Here is a 20,982-nt window from a genome sequence, read left to right as displayed (position 1 = left end):
CTGAAGCGGTGCGAAACGTCGAATCATTCGATGCAACACCGCAACAGAATTCGTGAGCGCGTGGCCTGATTGCTTTGCAATTCGCACAGACACTTTGATAATTCGCTGAATCGGACCGATCCTTATGTTGACCTGGGAAGAACCCGCAACGCCATCTTCGACGTCGACGCACAGCCCCCGCCCTTCCGGCCAGCCGGGCTTGCAAGTCTCATCCTTCGGTGAGGCACCTACCTCCGTCGCCAGCGCTACCGCCTTTGCCGCGGCCGCCGCGCAGTCCCCGTCGCAGGAAGCCCAGCGCGCCAAGCAGGCCGCGCCGCAGCGCCGCATCAATGTGGCCGACAAGCGCATCATCAACGGCCAGACCGACGTCAACCAGCTCGTTCCCTTCAAGTACAAGTGGGCCTGGGAAAAGTACCTGGCCACCTGCGCCAACCACTGGATGCCGCAGGAAGTGAACATGAGCCGCGACATCGCGCTCTGGAAAGACCCGAACGGCCTCACCGAGGACGAGCGCCGCATCGTCAAGCGCAACCTCGGCTTCTTCGTCACCGCCGACTCGCTGGCCGCCAACAACATCGTGCTGGGCACCTACCGCCACATCACGGCGCCCGAGTGCCGCCAGTTCCTGCTGCGCCAGGCTTTCGAGGAAGCGATCCACACGCACGCCTACCAGTACATCGTGGAATCGCTGGGCCTGGACGAGGCCGAGATCTTCAACGCCTACAACGAGGTGCAGTCGATCCGCGACAAGGACGAGTTCCTGATCCCCTTCATCGAGGCGATCATGGACCCGAACTTCCACACCGGCACGCCCGAGAACGACCAGACGCTGCTCAAGAGCCTCATCGTTTTCGCCTGCCTCATGGAAGGCATGTTCTTCTACGTTGGCTTCACCCAGATCCTGGCGCTGGGCCGGCAAAACAAGATGACCGGCGCCGCCGAGCAGTACCAGTACATCCTGCGCGACGAGTCGATGCACTGCAATTTCGGCATCGACCTGATCAACGCGATCAAGATGGAGAACCCGCTGCTTTGGACGGCCGAATTCAAGGCCGAGGTCAAGGAGCTGTTCCTCAAGGCCGTCGAGCTCGAATACCGCTACGCCGAAGACACCATGCCGCGCGGCGTGCTGGGCCTCAATGCCTCCATGTTCAAGGGCTATCTGCGCTACATCGCCAACCGGCGCGCCACGCAGATCGGCCTGGAGCCCCTGTTCCCGAACGAAGAGAACCCGTTCCCCTGGATGAGCGAGATGATCGACCTCAAGAAGGAACGCAACTTCTTCGAAACGCGGGTGATCGAGTACCAATCGGGCGGAGCGTTGTCCTGGGACTGATGTCCCGGCCGGACGCTTCGCGCATTGCCAGAAAACAAGAAGACGAATTGAATCATCAGGACAGCCGCAGGGCGCGCAGACGCCCGCACTGGCCTGACCCCCGGATTCAGCGACCTGGGGTCTGTTGTGGATGCATCCACCTGACCGCAGTACGTTGAATCGCTTCACCGGCCATCCGACCGGCTGAAGTGCTCTTTGCAACTTGATCAAGGAGAAAGCAATGGCAACTGCGAAGAAGGCCCCGGCCAAGAAGGCTGCGGCGAAGAAGGCGCCGGCGAAGAAGAAAGTCGCCGCCAAGAAAGCCCCGGCGAAGAAAGTCGTGGCGAAGAAGGCTCCGGCGAAGAAAGTCGCGGCGAAGAAAGCCCCGGCGAAGAAGAAAGTCGCCGCCAAGAAAGCCCCGGCGAAGAAAGTCGCGGCGAAGAAGGCTCCGGCGAAGAAGAAAGTCGCCGCCAAGAAAGCCCCGGCGAAGAAAGTCGCGGCGAAGAAGGCTCCGGCGAAGAAAGCCGTTGCCAAGAAAGCGCCGGCGAAGAAAGCCGCTGCGAAGAAGGCGCCCGCGAAGAAAGCGGCAGCCAAGAAGGCCCCTGCGAAAAAGGCTGCCCCTGCGAAGAAGGCGGCCCCCGCAAAAAAAGCTGAGCCGGCCAAGAAGCCGGCTGCCCCTGCCCCCGCGGCCGCTCCCGCCGCTCAGACCAAGCTCAACCCTCAAGCCGCCTGGCCGTTCCCGACGTCCAGCAAGCCCTGAGACAGCCTTGAGTTGATCTGAAGGCCCGGTGCGAAAGCACCGGGCTTTTTTTATTGCCGGCCCGCGCTCAGGCTTTGAGCGCGGCGTCCACCGTGTAGTTTTGCGGACCGCGCACCGCGATCTTGAGCGCCCCCAGGCGGTTGCCCAGTTCGGCGCAGCGCGCCAGCGGCCAGCCCTGCGAAAGGCCGTGCAGCAGGGCCGCGCGGAAGGCGTCGCCGCAGCCCGTGGGGTCGACCACGGCCTCGGCCTTCACACCCGGCACGCGCGTGGCCACGCCACCTTCCCACGCGTCGCAGCCCTGGTCGGCGAGCGTGACCACCAGGCCACGCACGCGCTGGGAGATGTCCGCCAGCGACAGGCCGGTGCGGTCGCAGAGCATGCGGCCTTCGTAGTCGTTCACGGCCACCCAGCTCGCCTGGTCGATGAAGCGCAGCAGCTCTTCGCCATTGAACATGGGCAGGCCCTGGCCCGGATCGAACACGAAGGGCACGCCCGCGGCCTTGAGCTGCGCGGCGTGGGAGAGCATGGCCTCGCGGCCGTCGGGCGCGATGATGCCCAGCGCCAGGTCCTGGCGAGCGGGCACGGGCGTGTCGTGCGCGAAGGACATCGCGCCCGGGTGGAACGCGGTGATCTGGTTGTTGTCGCGGTCGGTCATGATCATGGCCTGCGCCGTGTAGGCGTCAGCCACGGTGCTCACGTGGGTGGTGTCCACCCCGAGTTCGCGCATGCGCGCGAGGTAGTCGGCGCCATCGCTGCCGAGCGCGGCGAGCGGGGCCACCTCGGCGCCCAGTTGCCGCAACCCGTAGGCGATGTTGCCCGCGCAACCGCCGAAGTCGCGCCGCAGACCGGGCACCAGGAAAGACACGTTCAGGATGTGCAGCTGGTCGGGCAGGATCTGATCGGCGAACCGGCCCTCGAAGGTCATGATGGTGTCGAAGGCCAGCGAGCCGCAAACGAGGATGGGCATGGTGTCGGAGGGTGGGTTTCAGGGATAGAAGACCAGGGCACGGTAACCCGCGGTGGGCACGCCCTCGCCGAGCGAAATCGAGAGGCGGAAGCTGACCGACAGGCGCCCACCGGGCGGCAGGGCGGCGGTCTCGACGGGCCAGTCCTGCGGCAGGAAGACCCGGCGCGAGATGACGAGCCCGTTGGGGTCGGTCAAGGTCAGTTCGAGCGCGGGCAGCGCCACCTCCAACGGCGACTGGTTGTGCAGCACGAGGTCGAACGAGTGGAAGTTGCCCAGGCGGCGCACCAGTTCGGCGCTGTCGATCACGATGGCGTCGATGCGGCGCACCGGCGCCAGGTCGCAGCCCAGCCAGCCGCAGGCCTGCACGATCAAGGGCTTGAGCGCGGGCTGGGCCGCCACCAGGCGGTGGCGCTGCTGGATGGCCCATTGGCCCCCGAGCAGCGCGGTCAACAGCAGCGCCAGCAGCACCAGCGACACGCGCACGCCGGGCGACGACCAGAACGCGCGCCGGCGCGCCTGGCGCACGAAGCCAGGCTCGGCGTCGGGCGCGTCGGCATCGGCTGGGGGGCGGCTGTCCATCCGCGCCTCGCTGGCGGGCGCGGGAGGGGCTGGCGCGGCGGGCGACGCACCGCTGTCGCCATCGGCCGGTGGGGCTTCGGGCACCAGGGGCGCCCGGGACGAGTGCGCGAAGCGCTCGAGCTCGGCGTGGAAGTCGGACTCCGGCCCCTCGCGCGATTCGACGGCGAGCGTCTGCAGCACGCTGGGCACCGCCAGCGCATCGGGGGGCTGGATGGAGTCGGGCCAATCGGCGGGTGTGCGCCGCTCGACACCGTCTTCGTCCTCGCGCGAATCCCGCGGGCGGGGCGCCGGTGCGGCGCTCGGCGGGGCGACCACGGGGGACTCGGTGGCGGGCGGCTCGGCGGGTGAGACCGACGGCGCCACGGCGGCTGGCTCCAGCGGGCCCTCTCCGAACCAGGCCTTCGGGTCGTCATCGTCGGGCACCGAAGGCGCGTCGACCGGCGCTGGCGCCGCCATGGGTGCAGCCGGCACGGGCGCTGGCTCAGCCGTGGCCGGCGGCGCAGCGCTCGCAGGCCCCGGCGCGGGCGGCGGCACAGCGACCGGCGCCACGCCCGCAGCGGGCGCCCAAGCCTCCAGGTGGATGGTGGCGTCGAACACGTCGGAGCAATGCCCGCAGCGCACCCAGCCATCCGAAATTTTGAGTTGATCGGCCACCACGCGGAACACGGTGCCGCAAGCCGGACAGCGGGTGGTGAAACTCATGGGGCCCGATTATCGCGGGCCGCGCCGGGCGGACCTCAAGGCTTGCGCGCGGTCATGAGGATCCAGCCGTCCTCTTCGTCGCTGACCTCCAGCGCGAGCCAGGGCGCGTAGGCCTCGCGCAGCTCGTCGGCTTGGCGCGCGAGGATGCCCGCGAGCACCAGGTGCCCGCCGGTGCGCACATGCGCGCAGAGCAGCGGTGCCAGCACCTTGAGCGGCGTGGCCAGGATGTTGGCGAGCACCAGGTCGTGCTCGCCCTTCGCGGCGTCGGGCAAGCCGGCCTGCAGCGCCACACGGTTCGCCTCGGCGTTCAGGCGCGTGGACTCCACCGCGGCCGGGTCGATGTCCACCGCCAGGATCTCGCGCGCGCCGTGCTTGGCCGCACCGATGGCCAGGATGCCGGAGCCGCAGCCGTAGTCGAGCACGCGCGGCCCCACGGGCGCGTGCGTGGCCATCCAGCGCAAGCACATGCGCGTGGTGGGGTGGGTGCCGGTGCCGAAGGCCAGGCCCGGATCGAGCCGGATCACCTCGCGCGCCTGGGCCGGCGGCTCGTGCCACGACGGCACGATCCAGAACGTGGGCGTGATCTCCACCGGCTCGAACTGCGACTGCGTCAGGCGCACCCAGTCCTGCTCGGGCACGGCGCGCACGCCCTGCACGCGGCAGCCGTCGAAGAAGTCCTGCGCGGCCAGCAGTACGGCGGCTTCGCGCGCCCCGGCCGCATCGGGGAACAGCGCCACCACGCGCGAACGCTGCCAGCCCTCCTTGGGCGGTGGCATGCCGGGCTCGCCGAACAGGGCCTGCTCGGCCTCGGTCATGGCATCGGCGTCTTCCACCGACACACTGAGCGCGTCGAGCGCGTCCAGCGCCTCGCCCACGGCTTCGATGGCCGCCTCGGGCACCACCAGTACCAGCTCGAAGGGCGTGGTCGCGCCGGGCCGTTCAGCGCTCACGTTGCGAGAGCCACTCTTCGAGGTAATGGATGTTGGTGCCGCCAGCCACGAAGTTGGCGTCCACCATCAACTCACGGTGCAGCGGGATGTTGGTCTTGATGCCCTCGACCACCGTCTCGGCCAGCGCGGTGCGCATGCGGGCCAGCGCCTGCTCGCGCGTGTCGCCGTGCACGATGATCTTGCCGATCATGGAGTCGTAGTTGGGCGGCACGAAGTAGTTGGCGTAGACGTGCGAATCCACGCGCACCCCGGGGCCGCCCGGCGGGTGCCACATGGTGATCCGGCCCGGCGAGGGCGTGAACTTGTACGGGTCCTCGGCGTTGACGCGGCACTCGATGGCGTGGCCCTTGAGCTGCACCTGGCGCTGCGTGAACGGCAGCTTTTCACCCGCGGCCACCGCGATCTGCGTGCGCACGATGTCGATGCCGGTGATCCATTCGGTCACCGGGTGCTCCACCTGCACGCGCGTGTTCATCTCGATGAAATAGAACTCACCGTTCTCGAACAGGAACTCGAACGTGCCCGCGCCGCGGTAGCCGATCTTCTTGCAGGCCGCCGCGCAGCGCTCGCCGATCTTCTCGATCAGGCGGCGCGGGATGCCCGGCGCCGGCGCCTCCTCGATGACCTTCTGGTGGCGCCGCTGCATGGAGCAGTCGCGCTCGCCCAGGTAGACGGCGTTGCGGTGCTGGTCGGCCAGCACCTGGATTTCGATGTGCCGCGGGTTCTGCAGGAATTTCTCCATGTAGACCTCGGCATTGCCGAAAGCGGCACCGGCCTCGGCCTTGGTGGTCTGCACCGCATGCAGCAGCGCGGCCTCGGTGTGCACCACGCGCATGCCACGACCACCACCGCCGCCCGCGGCCTTGATGATCACCGGGTAGCCCACCGCCTTGGCGGTGCGTTTGATCACCACCGGGTCGTCGGGCAGCGCGCCGTCGGAGCCGGGCACGCAGGGCACGCCGGCGCGGATCATGGCCTGCTTGGCCGACACCTTGTCGCCCATGAGGCGGATGGAGTCGGGCGTGGGGCCGATGAAGGTGAAGCCGCTGCGCTCCACGCGCTCGGCGAAGTCGGCGTTCTCGCTCAGGAAACCGTAGCCCGGGTGGATGGCTTCGGCGTCTGTCACCTCGGCGGCCGAGATGATGGCGGGCATGTTCAGGTAGCTCTGCCCCGATTGCGCCGGGCCGATGCACACCGCCTCGTCGGCCAGCTTGACGTACTTGGCGTCGCGGTCGGCCTCGGAATAGACCATCACCGCCTTGATGCCCATCTCGCGGCAGGCGCGCTGGATGCGCAGCGCGATCTCGCCCCGGTTGGCGATCAGGATCTTCTTGAACATGGGTGCGCGGCCCTCACTCGATCGCGAACAACGGCTGGCCGTATTCGACGGCCTGGCCGTTCTGGACCAGGATCTGGGTGACGGTGCCGCTCTTGTCGGCCTCGATCTCGTTGAGGATCTTCATCGCCTCGACGATGCAGATGGTGTCGCCCTCCTTCACCGTGTCGCCGACCTCGACGAACGGCTTGGCGCCCGGGGCCGAGGCGCGGTAGAACGTGCCGACCATGGGGGACTTGACCGTGTGACCGGCGGGCTGCGCGGGCGCGGCCGGCGCCGCGGCAGGCGAAGCCACCTCCACCACCTGGGCCGGGGCGGCGGGGGCCTGCATGGGCGGCATGCTGTAGGTGATGGGGGCGGGCATCACGGCCGGGGTGGCCTTGACGATGCGGACTTTGCCTTCCGCTTCGGTGATCTCGAGCTCCGACACGTTCGATTCCGACACCAGATCGATCAGCGTCTTGAGTTTTCGCAAATCCATGATTTCTCCAACGAAGTTCGGCGAAATTGGTACTAAATGCTCTCTATTTCACAGAATGGAGATGCCCAAGCCGCCAAAGGGTGGGGCAGTGTACACGAAGGGCCGAACCGCGCCCGTTCGGCCATCCTGCCGGAATTCACTGAAGATGGCCGCGCTTGATGCGCGTTGAGCGCGTCAGACCGATCCGGCCCATGCCCTCAGGTCGGCCTCGTGGACCTGGCCGATCTTGCGGTGAACGGCGCGGCCGTCCGGCCCGAACACCACCGTGAACGGCAAGGCGCCGGTGGCGTTGCCCAGCGAACGGCTGAGCTCGGTGCCGGCGAAGCCGGTCATGCCCACGGGAAAGCGCAGCGGCAGGCGCTGCAGGAACTGGCGCACCGGCTCTGCCCGGTCCACCGCCAGGGCCAGGAACTGCCAGCCTTTGGGTGCCTGCTTCTCGTGGAAGGCGTTGAGCAGCGGCAGCTCCTCCACGCAGGGCGGGCACCAGGTGGCCCAGAAGTTCACCAGCAGCGGACTGCCGCGCCAGTTGGCCACGGCCAGTGAACCGCCCTCGGGCGTTTCAAAGGCGGTCTGCCAGAAAGCGGTCTCGGCTCCGTCGAGCACCGGGGTCGGGCTCAGGCGGCGCTCGGCCCACCAGGCGCCGGCGCCGGCGGCGGCCAGAGCCACGCCCCCTGCCAGCCAGTGGCGGCGTTGCATCTTCATGGCCATCAGGCGCCCTCCCCCGCCTCGGCGATCAGGCGCTCGCGCAGCGCGGTGGCGTCGCCGCGCGGTTTGCGGCCCTGGCTGTCGGGCTTGAGCGCGCCGCGCAGGCCGTCCAGGTCGTGCACCAGCAGGTGCAGGAGCACCCACTGGCCCAGCGCCTCGCTGCGGGTGCGCACGGTCAGGGCGTCGACCGCTTCGCCGCGCCAGCCGCTGGCCGTGCCGGGGTGGTAGTCCACCTTGTGGTCGATCAAGGCCCATTCGGCCTGCTTGGGGTCGTCGCAGAAAAGGTGCATGTGGAGGTCGCTGTGGCGCGTGGCCGTGCCGTGCCAGGCGGCGCCGCCCAGGTGGGGGCGGAAGGCCTGGAGTCGATCCATCCAGACCAGCGCCAGTTCCCGCAGCGCGCGCAGCTCGGCCGGCTGGGTGTCGGCGCAGAACACGGCGATGTGCTCGCGCACGGCCGCTTCCAGCGTGTCGTTGTCGGGCAGCGGGGTTCGGGCGGGCAGGCCCAGCTGGCGGAGGGCGGCGCGCTTGGCCGCGGCGTAGTCCTGGCCTTCGTCGACCACCAGGCGCGCGGCCACGGCGGCGATCTCGGCGGCGGTGTCGTCTCGCGAGAGCATCCGGGGATTGTGCCCCGTGGGCAAAACCTAGAATCCGCGGATGCATATTCACATCCTGGGCATCTGCGGCACCTTCATGGGCGGTGTCGCGGCCCTGGCCCGCGAGGCGGGCCACCGCGTGACCGGCTGCGACGCCGGCGTCTACCCCCCCATGAGCGACCAGCTGCGCGCGCTGGGCATCGACCTCATCGAAGGCTTCGGCGCCGACCAGATGGCGCTGAACCCCGACATCTGGGTGGTGGGCAACGTGGTGAGCCGCGGGCGCCTGCCGGACGGCACCCCCAAGTTCCCGCTGATGGAGGCCATCCTGGAGGCCGGCGCGCCCTACACCAGCGGACCGCAGTGGCTGGCCGAGCACGTGCTGCAGGGCCGCCACGTGCTGGCCGTGGCCGGCACGCACGGCAAGACCACCACCACGTCGATGCTGGCCTGGGTGCTGGAGGCCTGCGGGCACAAGCCCGGCTTCCTGGTGGGCGGCGTGCCAATGAACTTCGGCGTGTCAGCGCGGCTGGGCGAAGGCCAGGCCGATCCCGCCGCAGGGCCGTCCCAGGGCGGGATCGGCCTTCCCGCGGCGCAGCGGCGCAGCGTGAGGGCCCCGTTCGTCATCGAAGCCGACGAGTACGACACCGCCTTCTTCGACAAGCGCAGCAAGTTCGTGCACTACCGCCCGCGCACGGCCATCCTCAACAACCTCGAATTCGACCACGCCGACATCTTCGACGACCTCAAGGCCATCGAGCGGCAGTTCCACCACCTGGTGCGCACCGTGCCGGGCAGCGGCCGCGTGGTGGTCAACGGCCTGGAGGACAGCCTGGAGCGCGTGCTGCACCAAGGATGCTGGAGCGAGCTGCGCAGCTTCGGCGCCGCCGTGAGCGACTTCACCGCGCAGGGCGAGCCGCACGATTTCGCCGTGCTGTACCGCGGCCAGGCGGTTGGCCACGTGCGTTGGGCGCTCAGTGGCGTGCACAACCAGCTCAACGCGCTCGCCGCCATCGCCGCGGCCGATCACCTCGGCGTGCCGCCGGCCGAGGCCGCGCAGGCGCTGGCCCACTTTCAGAACGTGCGCCGCCGCATGGAGGTGCGCGGCGCCGTGGCGCGCGCGGGCGGGGACATCACGGTCTACGACGACTTCGCGCACCACCCCACGGCCATCCGCACCACCCTCGACGGCCTGGCGCGCCGACTGGGCCAGCCGCGCGGGCGCATCCTGGCGGTGTTCGAGCCGCGCAGCAACACCATGAAGCTGGGCACCATGAAATCGCAGCTGCCCTGGAGCCTGGAAAACGCCGACCTGGCCTTCTGCCATTCGGGCGGGCTCGACTGGGACGCTGCCGAAGCGCTGGCCCCCATGGGCGCGCGCGCCCAGGTCGGCGCGAACATCGAGACGGTCGTGAACCAGGTGGTGCGGGCCGCCCAGGCCGGCGACCACATCGTGTGCATGAGCAACGGCGGCTTCGGCGGCATCCACGAGCGCCTGCTCAAGGCGCTCGCCGGCTGATGCCCGCGCGTCGGACTCAGTAGCTCAGCGACTGCGCCGGCACATCCACCGTGACCAGCGGCTTGGCCAGCGCCGCGCTGGCCGCGCGCGCGAAGGCCAGGGCCCAGTCGCGGTGCGCCGCGTCCTGGAAACGCGGCTGGCCAGCGGCCTGCGCGATGCACAGGATCTTGTCGGCCGTGAGCACCTTGCCCGTGGGGCGGATCGGCTCGCAGCCCATCCGCGTGAACTGCTCGTCCAGCCAGTGCCGCGCCTGGTCGTGCGGCATGGGCTGCACCTCTTCCAGGTCGATGCGGTAGGTGGCTGGCTCGCCCCAGGTGATGATGACTTGGCTGCGCATGTGGGTCTCCGCAAGGCGTGTTGTCAGGCCATTGTGCCGCGCGCCGGGGCGCGGCACGGCGCAAACCCCTGGGCGGCTCAGCCCGCGCGGCGCCGCGCGGCCTGCACCGACTGCGACAGGATCTCCAGCGCCTGCACCGAATCGTCCCAGCCCAGGCAGGCGTCGGTGATGCTCTGGCCGTACTGCAGCGCCGCGGGGTCGTCCTTGCCGGGGGTGAACTTCTGCGCGCCGGCCTCGATGTGGCTTTCGATCATCACGCCGAAGATGGACCGGGAGCCGCCCGCGATCTGCGCGCCCACGTCGCGCGCCACGTCGAGCTGCTTCTCGTGCTGCTTGCTGCTGTTGGCGTGGCTGAAATCGATCATGAGGCGAGGCACCTGCTTGGCCGCCTCCAGGTCCTTCACGGCGGCGGCCACGCTGACGGCGTCGTAGTTGGGCGCCTTGCCGCCGCGCAGGATCACGTGGCAGTCCCGGTTGCCCTTGGTCTGCACGACGGCGACCTGGCCGTTCTTGTGCACCGACAGGAAATGGTGGCCGCGGCCCGCCGCCTGGATGGCGTCGGTCGCGATCTTGATGTTGCCGTCGGTGCCGTTCTTGAAACCGATGGGCGCCGACAGGCCCGAGGCCAGTTCGCGGTGCACCTGGCTCTCGGTGGTGCGCGCGCCGATGGCGCCCCAGCTGATGAGGTCGCCGATGTACTGCGGCGAAATCACGTCAAGGAACTCGCTGCCCGCCGGCAGGCCCTGGCGGTTGATCTCGATCAGCAGCTGGCGCGCGATGCGCAGGCCCTCGTCGATGCGGTAGCTCTCGTCCAGGTAGGGGTCGTTGATCAGGCCCTTCCACCCCACCGTGGTGCGCGGCTTCTCGAAGTACACGCGCATCACGACTTCCAGCGTATCGGCGTGCTGCTCGCGCAGCTTCTTCAGGCGCCGCGCGTAGTCCAGGGCGGCGCCGGGGTCGTGGATGGAGCACGGGCCGATGACCACGAGCAGCCGGTCGTCCTTGCCGTGCAGGATGCGGTGGATGCGCTGGCGCGTCTGGCTGATGAGGTCTTCCGTCGCCGTGCCGGCGATGGGGAAGAAGCGGATGAGGTGTTCGGGCGGGGGAAGCACGGTGATCTTCTGGATGCGTTGGTCGTCGGTCTCGCTGGTCTTGTCGAGCGGACGCGCATACCAGGCGTCGCTGGCGGCGGAAGTGGCTTTGGCGTTCATCACGGGCTCCTGGGTGGGTCTAGAGAAAATGGATGGGGCGAAAAAAAACCGCCGGGCTTGAGGCTCCGGCGGTTGTTGTTCGAGATGCTTGGCGCGCTTACGACTTCGCCTCTCGTCCGCCGGGGACAGAGAACCAAAAGTAAAAAGCAAAGTAAACGGCGCGCGAAAGCATGGCACGCAATGTAGCACAGGGCCTGAGGCGCTCGCCCCTCAGCCCGCCCAGCCGCTGGTTTTGAGCAACACCCCCAACGCGCCGCAGGCCGCGATCACCGGGATGACGCCGAGCTTGAAACGCACCAGCGCCAGGGCCGCGAGCGCGGCGATCGCCAGCGCGGCGGCATCGACCGGTCCGCCAGGCAAGGGCCGGGCGATATGGGCCAGGAAGAACACGCCGAGGCTGGCGATCACGCCCACCACCGCCGCCGTGATGCCGGTGAGCGGCGCGGTGAAATGCACCTGCCCATGCGTGCTTTCCACCAGCGGGCCGCCCGCGAGAATGAAAACGAACGAGGGCAGGAAGGTGAACCAGGTGACCACCGCCGCCGCCAGCGCCGCGCCCCAGAAGCGCGCATCGGGGCCCAGCACCTCGGTGTGCCAGCCGCCCAGGAAACCGACGAAGGCCACCACCATGATCAGCGGCCCCGGCGTGGTTTCGCCCAGGGCCAGGCCATCGATCATCTGCGGCCCGCTGAGCCAGCCGTGCTGCACCACGGCACCCTGGTAGACGTAGGGCAGCACCGCGTAGGCGCCGCCAAAGGTGAGCAGCGCGGCCTTGGAGAAGAACAGGCCCATGGCGCCCAGCACGCCCTGCGTACCCTGCCACGCGAGCAGCGCCGCCATGGGCAGCGCCCACAGGAGCGCGCCCACCAGCAGCACGCGCGCCAAGCGGCCCCGCGAGAAGCGCGCGTGCGCCGGCGGGGGGGTGTGGTCGTCGATGAGCGCCACAGGCGGCGCGGGCGCCGGTGCCGCCGAGGCCGTGGCCTGGACGCCGGCGGGCAGGAACTGCGAGGGCGCGAAGCGCCCGCCCAGCCAGCCCAGCGCCAGCGCCGACAGCACCACCAGCGGAAACGGCAGCTGGAAGACGGCGATGGCGGCGAAGCTGCCGACCGCCATGGCCCACAGCCAGGGCGCGCGGCGCGGCGAGCGCAGCACCTTGCCGCCGATGCGCCAGACCGCCTGCACCACGATGGCCGCCACGGCGGGCTTGATGCCATAGAGCAGGCCCGCCACCCAGCCCACCTGGCCATACACCAGGTAGGCCCAGCTCAGGCCGATGAGCAGCAGCAGAGAGGGCAGCACGAACAGCGCGCCCGCCGCGATGCCACCCCAGGTGCGGTGCAGCAGCCAGCCGATGTAGGTGGCCAGTTGCTGGGCCTCTGGGCCGGGCAGCAGCATGCAGTAGTTGAGCGCGTGCAGGAAGCGCCGCTCGCTGATCCAGCGCCGCTGCTCCACGAGTTCGCGGTGCATCACCGCGATTTGCCCCGCCGGGCCACCAAAGCTGATGAAGCCGAGCTTGAGCCAGAAGCGCAGGGCCTCGCCAAACGGCACCGGCCCTGGCGCTCCCGCGCTCAAGCCGTGCCGCCGACCGTGAGGGCCTCGATGCGCAGCGTGGGCTGGCCCACGCCCACGGGCACGCTCTGGCCTTCCTTGCCGCAGGTGCCCACGCCGCTGTCGAGCTTCATGTCGTTGCCGATCATGCTCACGCGCGTGAGCGCGTCCGGGCCGTTGCCCACCAGGGTGGCGCCCTTCACGGGGTACTGGATCTTGCCGTTTTCGACCCAGAAGGCCTGGCTGGCCGAGAACACGAACTTGCCGCTGGTGATGTCCACCTGGCCGCCGCCGAAGTTGGTGGCGTACAGGCCCTTCTTGATGCTGGCGACGATCTCGTCGGGGTGCTTGTCGCCGCCGAGCATGTAGGTGTTGGTCATGCGCGGCATGGGCGTGTGGGCGTAGCTCTCGCGCCGGCCGTTGCCGGTGGGCTTGACGCCCATCAGGCGTGCGTTCATGGCGTCCTGGATGTAGCCGCGCAGGATGCCGTCTTCGATGAGCACGTTGCGCTGCGACACATGGCCTTCGTCGTCGACGTTGAGCGAGCCGCGGCGATCGGCGATGGTGCCGTCGTCGAGCACGGTGACGCCCTTGGCCGCCACGCGCTGGCCAATGCGGCCGGCAAACGCGCTGCTGCCCTTGCGGTTGAAGTCGCCTTCCAGGCCGTGGCCCACAGCCTCGTGCAGCAGGATGCCGGGCCAGCCGCTGCCCAGCACCACCACCATCTCGCCCGCCGGCGCGGGGCGCGATTCGAGGTTGGTCAGCGCCTGCTCCACCGCCTCGTCCACGTAGGACTGCACCATGGCGTCGTCGAAGTAGGCCAGGCCGAAGCGGCCACCGCCGCCCGAATTGCCCATCTCGCGCCGGCCGTTCTGTTCGGCGATGACGGTGACCGACAGGCGGATCAGCGGGCGCACGTCGGCCGCCAGCGTGCCGTCGGCGCGCGCCACCAGCACCACGTCGTGCTCGGCGGCCAGGCCGGCCATCACCTGGGCCACGCGGGGGTCCTTGGCCTTCGCCAGGCGCTCCACTTTTTCAAGCAGCGCCACCTTGGCGGTGCTGTCCAGCGAAGCGATGGGGTCCACGCCGGCGTAGAGCGAGCGCGAGGGGGCGACCTTGGGCGCCGCCACCTTGACCTTCTTCGTCTGGCCCTGGCCCGAGATGCTGCGCACGGTGCGCGCGGCGTCGAGCAGCGAGTCCCAGGACAGGTCGTCGGAGTAGGCGAAGGCGGTCTTCTCGCCGCTGACCGCGCGCACGCCCACGCCCTGCTCGATGTGGAAGCTGCCGGTCTTGACGATGCCCTCCTCCAGGCTCCAGCCCTCGTTGCGCGTGGCCTGGAAATAGAGATCGGCGTCGTCCACCCCGTGCGAGCGGATCTCCGCCAGCGCCTGGTGCAGGTGGGCGGTGGTGAGGCCGAAGGGTTCGAGCAGCAGTTGCTCGGCGGTGGCCAGTCGGGCCAGGGTGGGTTCGCGGGCGATCATCCAGGCATTGTAGGAACCGCCCGACCGCCTGTGGGCCTCAGGGCTTTGGTTCCGGCGGGGGCAGTCCCGCCGGGTGCTCGCGCATCCAGTCGAGCAGCGCGCCGTCGTCCTGGCCGGCCATGCCCTGCGCCAGCGCGGCGGCGAAGACCGCGGCGGCCTGCGGGCCCAGCACGCCCTCGTGGCCGGTGGACCGACCGGCGGCCACCGCCAGGCGGGTGTCCTTGGCCAGCAGGCTCATGTGGGCGCGCGGTGCCGTGTCGCCGGCCAGCCGGCGGCGCAGGCGGTCGGTGCCGATCCAGCTCTGGCCGCTGGACCGCTCGATCACGTCCAGCGTGCGCGAGAGGTCCAGCCCCAGGCGCTGGGCCAGGGCCAGGGCCTCGGCCGCGCCCGCCAGGTTGATGCCCGCCAGCAGGTTGTTCACCAGCTTGGTGCGCGCCCCGTCGCCCACGCGGGCGCCGACGCGGAACTGGCTGTCGGACAGGTCGGCCAGCAGGCCCGCGTGGCGCTGCAGGGTGGCCTCGGGGCCGGCGAGCATCAGGCTCATGGTGCCGGCGCGCGCCCGGGCCGGGCCGCCGGACATGGGGGCGTCGATGGTGTCCACGCCCTGGGACGCCAGCCGCGCCGCGATGGCTTCGGTGTCCTCGGGGGCGATGGTGGGGCACAGCAGCAGGGTCTGGCCCGGCCGCAGCGCGGCGGCGGCACCCTGCTCACCCCAGAGCACCTCGCGGCACTGCGCGGCGTCCACCACCACCAGGGCCAGCACGCCGCCGTCGGCCAGGCGCTCGGTGGCGGCGCGCGCGCTGGCGCAGACCGTGGCGCCGGCCGCGCGGGCGCGTTCGGCGCAGGCGGGGTCGACGTCGCGCACCACCACGGCCCAGCCGCGCTCGCGCAGGCGCTCGACCATGGCACCGCCCATCAGGCCGGCGCCGATGACGGCCACGGGGTGATCGCCGCTGCACTCCGGTGCGCCGGTCATGAGGGCACCAGTCGCTTGGCGCGCGAAATGGCCAGCAGCATGCCCAGGCCCACGCCCATGGTCACCATGGCGGTGCCGCCGTAGCTGACGAACGGCAGCGGCACGCCCACCACGGGCAGGATGCCGCTGACCATGCCCATGTTCACGAAGGCGTAGACGAAGATGTTGAGCGTGAGCGCACCCGCCAGCAGGCGGGAGAACAGCGTGGGCGCCTCGGCCGCGATGACCAGCCCGCGGCCGATGAGCGCGGTGAAACCGGCCAGCAGCACCAGCACGCCCACCAGGCCGAACTCCTCGGAGAAGGCGGCGTAGATGAAGTCGGTGGTGCGCTCGGGAATGAACTCCAGGTGGGTCTGCGTGCCCTGCATGAAGCCTTTGCCCCAGACGCCGCCCGAACCGATGGCGATCATGCCCTGGATGATGTGAAAGCCCTTGCCCAGCGGGTCGGTGGTCGGGTCCAGCAGGGTGCACACGCGCTGGCGCTGGTACTCGTGCAGCACCTGCCAATCCACGCCGGGGGCGCACCAGGACGATTCATTGAAGATCAGCACCACCACGCCGATGCCCAGCAGCACCACGGGCGGCACGATCAGTTTCCAGCTCAGGCCGGCGAAGAAGATGACGGCCAGGCCGGAGGCCAGCACCAGCAGCGTGGTGCCCAGGTCGGGCTGGAGCAGGATCAGCCCGATGGGCACGGCCAGCAGCCCGCCCGCGACCACGAAGTCCATGGGTTTGAGCTGGCCTTCGCGGCGGTGGAACCACCAGGCCAGCATCATGGGCATGGCGATCTTCATGATCTCGCTGGGCTGGATCACCGTCACGCCGATGTCGAGCCAGCGCTGGGCACCCTTGCGCATGATGCCGGCGAACTCCACCCCCAGCAGCAGGGCCACGCCCACCAGGTAGAGCGGCAGCGCCAGGCTCATCAGGCGCTGCGGCGGGATTTGCGAGCACACCAGCATGACGGTGGCGCCGATCAGCATGTTGCGGCCGTGCTGGGAAAAGCGCGAGCCGTGGTCGAAGCCCACCGAGTACATGGTGACCAGGCCCAGGGCGGCCATGAAACAGATGATGGCGATGAGCGGCCAGTCGAAGCCCCGCATGAAGGGGATCGCGCGCTGCAGCAGACTGGGTTTGTCGAGGACGACGGCCATGGGCCGCGATTATCCTCAGTCGATGCACCCCCTCCCCACCACCCACCTGCTCTACCTGCACGGCTTCCGGTCCTCCCCCCTGTCGATGAAGGCCCGCCTGGTGGGCGAGCGCGTGCGCCGCGCGCACCCCGCCGTGACCTGGTGGTGCCCCCAGCTGCCGCCGTCGCCGCGCGCCGCCACCGAATGGATCCGCCAGGCCACGGCCGACTGGCCGCGCGAACGCACGGCGGTGGTGGGGTCCTCGCTGGGCGGGTTCTACGCGCGCTGGTTCGCCCTGCAGACCGGCTGCCGGGCGGTGCTGCTCAACCCCGCGGCCCACCCCGCGCGCGACCTGGCCGCCCACATCGGCGAACAGACCACCTGGCAGAACCCCGAGGAGCGCTTCTTCTTCGAGCCCGGCTTCGTGGACGAGCTGCGGGCGCTGGAGAGCGACATCGCGCGCCTGTCGCCGGCCTCGCCGGCCACGCCCGAGCGCCTGTTCGCGCTCATCGCCAAGGGCGACGAGGTGCTGGACTGGCGCGAGATGCAGGCCTTTTGCGCGGGCGGCGGCATCCGCCTGCTGGAAGGCGGCGACCACGCGATCAGCGATTTCGAGGCCCACATGGACGCGGTGTTCGGCTTCCTGCGGCTGGCCTGAGCCGGGCGGGATGGGACAATCGCGCCCATGCACATCCTGTTCGACGAGGCCGGCAAGTTCCTGACCGGCCGCCTGCTGTCCGAGTCCGACAGTTCCCTCCAGGTGGAACTCGACTCCGGCAAGCGGGTGAAAGTGAAAGCGGCCAACGCGCTGCTGCGGTTCGAGAAACCCGCGCCCGCCGAGCTCCTGAAGGAGGCCGGCGCGCTGGCCGAGGGCATGGAGCTCGAACTCGCCTACGAATTCGCGCCCGAGGACGAGTTCGGCTTCGCCGACCTGGCGCGCGAGTACTTCAGCGCCCAGGCCGGCACCGCCCAGCAGGTGGCCGCGCTGCTCACGCTGCAGAACGCGCCGCACTACTTCCGCCGCGCCGGCAAGGGCCGCTTCAAGAAGGCCCCGCCCGAGATCGTGGCCCAGGCCCTGGCCGCCATCGAGAAGAAGAAAGAGCTGCAGGCCCGCATCGAGGCCTGGGCCGCCGAGCTGGTGGCGGGCCGCTGCCCCGAGCCGGTGCACCAGCAGCTCTACCGCATCCTCTTCAAGCCCGACAAGAACGGCCCCGAATACAAGGCCGTGGTCGAGGCCGCGCGCCTGAGCCACACCGCGCCGCTGGTGCTGCTGCAGCAGGCTGGGGCCATCCGCAGCGCCTACCAGTTCCACTGGCAGCGCTTCCTGTTCGAGCACTTTCCCAAAGGCACGGGCTTCCCTGCGCTGAACGCCCCGCCGGTGGCCGAGGCGCTGCCGCTGGCGGCCGTGGCGGCCTTCTCCATCGACGACTCCGCCACCACCGAGATCGACGACGCGCTCTCCGTGCAGGGCCTGGGCTCGGGCACGGTCACGCTGGGCATCCACATCGCGGCGCCGGGCCTGGCCATCGCGCCGGGCGACCCGCTCGACGAACTCGCGCGCACGCGCCTGTCCACCGTCTACATGCCCGGCCACAAGATCACCATGCTGCCCGACGCGGTGGTCGACGCCTACACGCTGCAGGCCGGACGCGACTGCCCGGCCGTCTCGCTGTACGTGGAGATCGACGAGGCCACGCTGGCCGTGGGCCCCAGCCGCACCGCGCTGGAGCGCGTGCCGATCGCCCACAACCTGCGCCACGACCGGCTCGACGCAATCGTCACCGAGGCGTGGCTCGCCGGCGAGGCCAACGCCCAGGCCCCGGCCGAGCTGGCCGGGCTACAGCCCGCGCTGGTCTTCCTGCACCGCTTCGCGCGCGAACACAAGGCGCAGCGCGAAATCGCGCGCGGCAAGCCCGAGACCTTCGCGCGCCCCGACTACACCTTCAAGCTGGAAGGCGTGCAGGGCGACGAACCCGCCGGCGACGAACGCGTGCTCATCGGCACGCGCTCGCGCGGCGCGCCGCTGGACCTGATGGTGGCCGAGGCCATGATCCTGGCCAACAAGACCTGGGGCCTGTGGCTGGCCGAGTGCGGCGTGCCCGGCATCTACCGCAGCCAGGCCAGCCTGCTGCCGGGCATCAAGGTGCGCATGGGCACCAAGGCCCTGCCGCACGCGGGCATCGGCGTGAAGGCCTACACCTGGGCCACCTCGCCGCTGCGCCGCTACGTCGACCTGGTCAACCAGTGGCAGATCGTGGCCTGCGCGCGCCACGGCAAGACCGCCGCGCTGGCCGCGCCCTTCAAGCCCAAGGACGCCAACCTGCTCGCCGTGGTCAGCGCCTTCGACGCCGCCCACACCGCCTACAACGGCTTCCAGGGCGGCATGGAGCGCTACTGGACGCTGCAGTACCTGCGCCAGAACGGCATCACCGAACTCACCGCCACGCTCATCAAGGACGGCCTGGTGCGCGCCGACACCCTGCCCCTGGTGCTGCCGGTGCTGGGCGCCGATGGCCTGCTGCGCGGTGCCCACCTGCGGATCCGGCTGGGGGCCATCGACGACATCACCTTGGAGCTGAGCGGCACGGTCATCGAGCGGCTCGACCAGCCGGTGGAAGATCCCGCGGCGCTCGAGTCCGAGGCCGAGGAGGACGAGGAAGAGCCGCTGGGCGCCCCGGTGGCGCTGGCCATCGACCTGAACGAGGCCGCGGCGGCCGAAACGCCCCCCGACGGAACGCAGAACGGATAATCCCCCGCGTGAAATCCGCCGCCCGCGCCAAGGCCGTCCGCACCCTGAGGAACCTGAGCACGCTGCAGCTCGCGCTGCTGGTCTCGCTCGGGGTGCACGCGGCCCTGCTGGCGGTGCGCTTCGCCGACCCGGAGCGCTTCGACCGCGTGTTCAAGGACACGCCGCTGGAGGTGATCCTGGTCAACGCGCGCAGCGACCAGCGCCCCGAGAAGGCCCAGGCCATCGCCCAGGCCGCGCTGGCCGGCGGCGGCGACGCCGAGCGCGGGCGCGCCACCTCGCCGCTGCCCCCCGCTGCCATCGCCCGGCTGGGCGACACGCCCGACGAAGAACTGCGCCGCATGGAGGCCCTGATGGAGCAGCAGGTGCAGCTGCTCGCGCAGGTGCGCCGCGCGCTGGCCACCATGCCGCCGCCCGCTCCCGCGGCCCAGCGCCAGACGCCCGAGGCCCGCGAGCAGGAACAGAGGCGCCAGGCCCTGGTGCGCGTGCTGGCCGAGATCGAGAAACGCATCAACGAGGAAAACGCGCGGCCGCGCAAGCGCTACATCAGCCCGGCCACGCGCGAAGCCGTCTACGCCGTCTATTACGACGGCCTGCGCCGGCGCATCGAGCAGCACGGCACGGCCAACTTCCCCGAGGCCGCCGGGCGCAAGCTCTATGGCGAACTCACCATGGTCATTACCGTGAACCACACCGGCCAGGTGCTCGACACCGAGGTGGTGCAGGGCTCCGGCAACCGCCTGCTCGACAGCCGCGCCCAGGCCATCGTGCGTGGCCTGGCCTTCGGTCGCTTCAACGAGGCCATGCGCCGCCAGGCCGACCAGATCGTGGTCGTCTCGCGCTTTCGCTTCACGCGCGAGGACGGCCTGCAGACCCAACTGTCGGGACAGTAGTGGTACGCGCCTTCGGTCGCTGGCTGCTGTGGTTGGTGCTCGCGGGGCTGGCCCTGCAGCTGTACTTCCTGGCCGGCATCGCCCTCATGACCGTGCTCGACCCGCAGAGCACCGCCTTCCAGCGCTCCGAGGCCTGGCGCGTGGCCACCGCCAGCGCGCGCGGCGAGACCCAGTGGCGCTGGCGCCAGCGCTGGGTCGACGGCGAGCAGATCAGCCCGAACCTGTGGCGCGCCGTGGTGGCCTCCGAGGACGCCGGCTTCTTCGACCACGGCGGCGTGGACTGGACCGCCATCGAAAAGGCCTGGCAGAAAAACGAGCGCCGCCAGGAGCAGGCCGAGCGCCGCGCCGCGCAGAACCCCAACCGACCCGTGCGCGAGGCCAAGGTGGTGGGCGGCTCCACCATCACCCAGCAGCTCGCCAAGAACCTGCTGCTGTCGGGCGAGCGCACGCTGTTGCGCAAAGGCCAGGAGCTGGTGCTCTCCCTGATGCTCGAACTGCTGCTGGACAAGCGCCGCATCCTCGAGATTTACCTGAACAGCGTGGAATGGGGCGAAGGCGTGTTCGGCGCCGAGGCCGCCGCGCAGCGCTACTTCAACAAGCCGGCCGCGCGCCTCAGCGCCTACGAGGCCGCGCGCCTGGCGGTGATGCTGCCTTCGCCGCGCTTCTTCGAGACGCGCCAGGGCTCGGCCTACCTGGCGCGCCGCACCGCCACCATCGTCGCCCGCATGGGCGACGTCAAACTGCCCTGAC

At 70.1% G+C, this 20,982-nt stretch carries 20 protein-coding genes; 7 read left to right on the top strand and 13 right to left on the bottom strand.

Features of this window, described 5'->3' with window-relative positions; genetic code table 11:
- Window positions 1–124 precede the first annotated feature (124 nt).
- Window positions 125–1,336, top strand: a complete 1,212-nt coding sequence (locus JNX00_RS05375; protein WP_070399058.1) for a ribonucleotide-diphosphate reductase subunit beta — start codon at window positions 125–127, stop codon at window positions 1,334–1,336.
- Window positions 1,337–1,556: 220 nt separating this feature from the next.
- Window positions 1,557–2,075, top strand: a complete 519-nt coding sequence (locus JNX00_RS05370; protein WP_083293152.1) for a histone H1-like DNA-binding protein — start codon at window positions 1,557–1,559, stop codon at window positions 2,073–2,075.
- 67 nt (window positions 2,076–2,142) lie between these two features.
- Here the strand turns inward: JNX00_RS05370 and JNX00_RS05365 are convergent, their stop codons facing one another.
- The 7 genes from JNX00_RS05365 to JNX00_RS05335 form a co-directional block, all read right to left on the bottom strand.
- Entirely contained in the window at window positions 2,143–3,042 is a 900-nt protein-coding gene (locus JNX00_RS05365; RefSeq protein WP_204744318.1) for a carbohydrate kinase family protein, read from the bottom strand.
- 18 nt (window positions 3,043–3,060) lie between these two features.
- A complete protein-coding gene (locus JNX00_RS05360; RefSeq protein WP_204744317.1) occupies window positions 3,061–4,323 on the bottom strand; it encodes a zinc-ribbon and DUF3426 domain-containing protein in 1,263 nt (420 codons plus the stop codon).
- 35 nt (window positions 4,324–4,358) lie between these two features.
- Entirely contained in the window at window positions 4,359–5,273 is a 915-nt protein-coding gene (gene prmA / locus JNX00_RS05355; protein WP_204744316.1) for a 50S ribosomal protein L11 methyltransferase, read from the bottom strand.
- Window positions 5,263–6,612: an acetyl-CoA carboxylase biotin carboxylase subunit gene (gene accC, locus JNX00_RS05350; protein WP_070399063.1), complete on the bottom strand. Its 1,350-nt coding sequence runs from the start codon at window positions 6,610–6,612 to the stop codon at window positions 5,263–5,265. Before accC ends, prmA begins: the two co-directional genes overlap by 11 nt.
- Before the next feature lie 13 nt (window positions 6,613–6,625).
- Complete coding sequence (gene accB, locus JNX00_RS05345; protein ID WP_070399064.1) at window positions 6,626–7,090, bottom strand: acetyl-CoA carboxylase biotin carboxyl carrier protein; 465 nt, start codon at window positions 7,088–7,090, stop codon at window positions 6,626–6,628.
- A 174-nt stretch (window positions 7,091–7,264) separates the two neighbouring features.
- Window positions 7,265–7,798: a TlpA disulfide reductase family protein gene (locus tag JNX00_RS05340; RefSeq protein ID WP_345774097.1), complete on the bottom strand. Its 534-nt coding sequence runs from the start codon at window positions 7,796–7,798 to the stop codon at window positions 7,265–7,267.
- Window positions 7,798–8,409 (bottom strand): hypothetical protein, encoded by a 612-nt coding sequence (locus tag JNX00_RS05335; protein WP_204744315.1) that lies wholly within the window; start codon window positions 8,407–8,409, stop codon window positions 7,798–7,800. The genes JNX00_RS05340 and JNX00_RS05335 overlap by 1 nt, the downstream gene beginning before the upstream one ends.
- A 40-nt stretch (window positions 8,410–8,449) precedes the next feature.
- Between JNX00_RS05335 and mpl the strand changes: the two genes are divergently transcribed.
- Window positions 8,450–9,907, top strand: a complete 1,458-nt coding sequence (gene mpl, locus JNX00_RS05330; RefSeq protein ID WP_204744314.1) for a UDP-N-acetylmuramate:L-alanyl-gamma-D-glutamyl-meso-diaminopimelate ligase — start codon at window positions 8,450–8,452, stop codon at window positions 9,905–9,907.
- A 16-nt stretch (window positions 9,908–9,923) separates the two neighbouring features.
- On the opposite strand, the gene JNX00_RS05325 is transcribed toward mpl, so the two are convergent.
- The 6 genes from JNX00_RS05325 to rodA all read right to left on the bottom strand — a co-directional run bounded on the left by JNX00_RS05325 (window position 9,924) and on the right by rodA (window position 16,614).
- The gene (locus tag JNX00_RS05325) at window positions 9,924–10,244 is read right to left on the bottom strand and encodes a hypothetical protein (protein WP_070399067.1); all 321 of its coding nucleotides are present in this window, start codon (window positions 10,242–10,244) and stop codon (window positions 9,924–9,926) included.
- Between the two features lie 77 nt (window positions 10,245–10,321).
- Window positions 10,322–11,455 (bottom strand): 3-deoxy-7-phosphoheptulonate synthase, encoded by a 1,134-nt coding sequence (locus JNX00_RS05320; protein ID WP_070399068.1) that lies wholly within the window; start codon window positions 11,453–11,455, stop codon window positions 10,322–10,324.
- Between the two features lie 210 nt (window positions 11,456–11,665).
- Window positions 11,666–13,027 carry a chromate efflux transporter gene (chrA, locus tag JNX00_RS05315; RefSeq protein WP_204744313.1) on the bottom strand — a complete coding sequence of 454 codons (1,362 nt, stop codon included), beginning with the start codon at window positions 13,025–13,027 and terminating at the stop codon, window positions 11,666–11,668.
- Window positions 13,024–14,484 (bottom strand): metalloprotease TldD, encoded by a 1,461-nt coding sequence (gene tldD / locus JNX00_RS05310; RefSeq protein ID WP_070399070.1) that lies wholly within the window; start codon window positions 14,482–14,484, stop codon window positions 13,024–13,026. The genes chrA and tldD overlap by 4 nt, the downstream gene beginning before the upstream one ends.
- Before the next feature lie 37 nt (window positions 14,485–14,521).
- Window positions 14,522–15,460 carry an NAD(P)-dependent oxidoreductase gene (locus JNX00_RS05305; RefSeq protein WP_204744312.1) on the bottom strand — a complete coding sequence of 313 codons (939 nt, stop codon included), beginning with the start codon at window positions 15,458–15,460 and terminating at the stop codon, window positions 14,522–14,524.
- Window positions 15,457–16,614 (bottom strand): rod shape-determining protein RodA, encoded by a 1,158-nt coding sequence (gene rodA, locus JNX00_RS05300; protein ID WP_070399072.1) that lies wholly within the window; start codon window positions 16,612–16,614, stop codon window positions 15,457–15,459. Before rodA ends, JNX00_RS05305 begins: the two co-directional genes overlap by 4 nt.
- Window positions 16,615–16,636: 22 nt before the next feature.
- Between rodA and JNX00_RS05295 the strand changes: the two genes are divergently transcribed.
- From JNX00_RS05295 to mtgA, 4 genes are read left to right on the top strand one after another with little or no spacing between them, the layout of a single operon-like run.
- Window positions 16,637–17,251: a YqiA/YcfP family alpha/beta fold hydrolase gene (locus tag JNX00_RS05295; RefSeq protein WP_070399228.1), complete on the top strand. Its 615-nt coding sequence runs from the start codon at window positions 16,637–16,639 to the stop codon at window positions 17,249–17,251.
- Between the two features lie 27 nt (window positions 17,252–17,278).
- Window positions 17,279–19,342, top strand: a complete 2,064-nt coding sequence (locus JNX00_RS05290) for an RNB domain-containing ribonuclease (RefSeq protein ID WP_204744311.1) — start codon at window positions 17,279–17,281, stop codon at window positions 19,340–19,342.
- A gap of 8 nt (window positions 19,343–19,350) precedes the next feature.
- Entirely contained in the window at window positions 19,351–20,232 is an 882-nt protein-coding gene (locus JNX00_RS05285; protein WP_239478261.1) for a TonB family protein, read from the top strand.
- On the top strand, window positions 20,232–20,981 hold the full coding sequence (mtgA, locus tag JNX00_RS05280; protein WP_204744310.1) for a monofunctional biosynthetic peptidoglycan transglycosylase: 750 nt from the start codon (window positions 20,232–20,234) through the stop codon (window positions 20,979–20,981). The genes JNX00_RS05285 and mtgA overlap by 1 nt, the downstream gene beginning before the upstream one ends.
- The last annotated feature ends 1 nt before the right edge of the window (window position 20,982 follow it).

Origin of the sequence: Hydrogenophaga sp. YM1 (assembly GCF_016903055.1) — a bacterium.
Taxonomy (GTDB): Bacteria; Pseudomonadota; Gammaproteobacteria; order Burkholderiales; family Burkholderiaceae_C; genus Hydrogenophaga; species Hydrogenophaga borbori.
This window is presented reverse-complemented; position numbering and strand designations above follow the sequence as displayed.

What these genes read in the sequence shown, in the direction of transcription:
- accC (WP_070399063.1), bottom strand. Translation starts at nt 6,612, where the DNA reads ATGTTCAAGAAGATCCTGATCGCCAACCGGGGCGAGATCGCGCTGCGC.
- JNX00_RS05360 (WP_204744317.1), bottom strand. Translation starts at nt 4,323, where the DNA reads ATGAGTTTCACCACCCGCTGTCCGGCTTGCGGCACCGTGTTCCGCGTG.
- JNX00_RS05325 (WP_070399067.1), bottom strand. Translation starts at nt 10,244, where the DNA reads ATGCGCAGCCAAGTCATCATCACCTGGGGCGAGCCAGCCACCTACCGC.
- JNX00_RS05365 (WP_204744318.1), bottom strand. Translation starts at nt 3,042, where the DNA reads ATGCCCATCCTCGTTTGCGGCTCGCTGGCCTTCGACACCATCATGACC.
- JNX00_RS05290 (WP_204744311.1), top strand. Translation starts at nt 17,279, where the DNA reads ATGCACATCCTGTTCGACGAGGCCGGCAAGTTCCTGACCGGCCGCCTG.
- JNX00_RS05340 (WP_345774097.1), bottom strand. Translation starts at nt 7,798, where the DNA reads ATGGCCATGAAGATGCAACGCCGCCACTGGCTGGCAGGGGGCGTGGCT.
- JNX00_RS05320 (WP_070399068.1), bottom strand. Translation starts at nt 11,455, where the DNA reads ATGAACGCCAAAGCCACTTCCGCCGCCAGCGACGCCTGGTATGCGCGT.
- mpl (WP_204744314.1), top strand. Translation starts at nt 8,450, where the DNA reads ATGCATATTCACATCCTGGGCATCTGCGGCACCTTCATGGGCGGTGTC.
- JNX00_RS05370 (WP_083293152.1), top strand. Translation starts at nt 1,557, where the DNA reads ATGGCAACTGCGAAGAAGGCCCCGGCCAAGAAGGCTGCGGCGAAGAAG.
- JNX00_RS05375 (WP_070399058.1), top strand. Translation starts at nt 125, where the DNA reads ATGTTGACCTGGGAAGAACCCGCAACGCCATCTTCGACGTCGACGCAC.
- JNX00_RS05305 (WP_204744312.1), bottom strand. Translation starts at nt 15,460, where the DNA reads ATGACCGGCGCACCGGAGTGCAGCGGCGATCACCCCGTGGCCGTCATC.
- tldD (WP_070399070.1), bottom strand. Translation starts at nt 14,484, where the DNA reads ATGATCGCCCGCGAACCCACCCTGGCCCGACTGGCCACCGCCGAGCAA.
- rodA (WP_070399072.1), bottom strand. Translation starts at nt 16,614, where the DNA reads ATGGCCGTCGTCCTCGACAAACCCAGTCTGCTGCAGCGCGCGATCCCC.
- JNX00_RS05335 (WP_204744315.1), bottom strand. Translation starts at nt 8,409, where the DNA reads ATGCTCTCGCGAGACGACACCGCCGCCGAGATCGCCGCCGTGGCCGCG.
- JNX00_RS05295 (WP_070399228.1), top strand. Translation starts at nt 16,637, where the DNA reads ATGCACCCCCTCCCCACCACCCACCTGCTCTACCTGCACGGCTTCCGG.
- accB (WP_070399064.1), bottom strand. Translation starts at nt 7,090, where the DNA reads ATGGATTTGCGAAAACTCAAGACGCTGATCGATCTGGTGTCGGAATCG.